The organism is Streptomyces endocoffeicus (assembly GCF_016741935.1).
Classification (GTDB): domain Bacteria; phylum Actinomycetota; class Actinomycetes; order Streptomycetales; family Streptomycetaceae; genus Streptomyces; species Streptomyces endocoffeicus.
On record NZ_JAERRG010000144.1, the window covers coordinates 1 to 1,426 of the forward strand.

At 67.7% G+C, this 1,426-nt stretch carries 1 protein-coding gene; it reads right to left on the reverse strand.

Going from position 1 to position 1,426, the window contains the following annotated elements:
* The coding region (locus JK364_RS54260) for a beta-ketoacyl reductase (RefSeq protein ID WP_201858853.1) at positions 1–1,426 on the reverse strand (1,426 nt) is incomplete at both ends.

The window sequence follows — 1,426 nt, forward strand, 5'->3', positions numbered from 1 at the left end:
GAACCCCGTACCGTCCGCCCCCTCGGCGAACGCCTTGCACCGGCCGTCCACCGACAGGCCACGCTGACGGGAGAACTCCAGGAAGAGGCCCGGGGTGGACATCACCGTCGCTCCACCGGCCAGGGCCATCGAGCACTCACCGCTGCGCAGCGCCGCACTGGCCTGGTGCAAGGCAACCAACGACGACGAACACGCGGTGTCCACCGTCACCGCCGGACCTTCGAACCCAAAGGTGTACGCCAGGCGCCCCGACGCCACGCTTCCCGCGCTGCCGGAGACCAGGTAGCCCTCGAGCTCACCCGGGAACTTCCGCAGCCTGGAGGCGTAGTCGCTGTACATCACGCCCATGAACACACCCGTGGCCGAGCCGCGCAGCTCAGCCGGATCGATCCCGGCTCGCTCCACCGCCTCCCACGACGCCTCCAACAACAACCGCTGCTGCGGATCCACCGCCAACGCCTCACGCGGCGACATCCCGAAGAACTCCGCATCGAAGTCCGCGGCATCATTGAGGAAGCCACCGTCGATGGCATAGCTCTTCCCCGCGCGGTCCGGGTCCGGGTCGTACAGAGCCTCCAGGTCCCAGCCACGATCGACCGGGAAGCCGGAGATGGCGTCCGTCCCGCCGGCCACCAATTCCCACAACTCCTCCGGCGAAGCCACACCACCCGGATACCGGCAGCCAACGCCCACAATCGCGATCGGCTCCGTGTCCACGCCCACCACAACGGGCGCCACATCAGCGGCATCCGAGCGCTCGCCCGCGCCCAGCCGACCGTCCAGATACCTGGCGATAGCCGAAGGCGTCGGATAGTCGAAGACCAACGTGGTCGGCAGCCGTAGCCCTGTCGCCGCCCCAAGCTGGTTTCGCAGTTCCACCGCGGTCAGGGAGTCGAAGCCCAGATCCTTCAACGCGCGATCGCCATCCACGGTGTCCGCGGTCGAGTGGCCCAGCACCTTGGCGATGTGAGTACGAACGGTGGCGAGGATGAGGTCGTACCGCTCAGCGTCGTCGAGAGCCGCAACCCGCTGCTGAAGAGTCGTTGCCGCCGCGGCACCCGAGCGACGTACCGGGGACTTCACCAGCCCTCGGTACAGGCTCAAGAGGGTGCCACCGTTCGCCATATGCCTCTGAACCGCTGTAAGAGAGAGGCGGGCCAGAAGGAGCGAAGGGCGATCGCCGTCGACGGCCGTGTCGAGCAGAGCCAGGCCTTCTTCGGTGGTCATGGGGGTGATGCCGGTGCGGTTCAGGCGTGCATGGTCCTCATGACCAAGGTGGCCGGTCATCCCGCTGTCCTGTTCCCACAGCCCCCAGGCCAGAGAGACCGCGGGCAGACCCTGGGCCTGGCGGTGCTGAGCCAGAGCGTCCAGGAAGGTATTGGCAGCGGCGTAGTTGGCCTGCCCGGCATTGCCCAGCACACCCGCG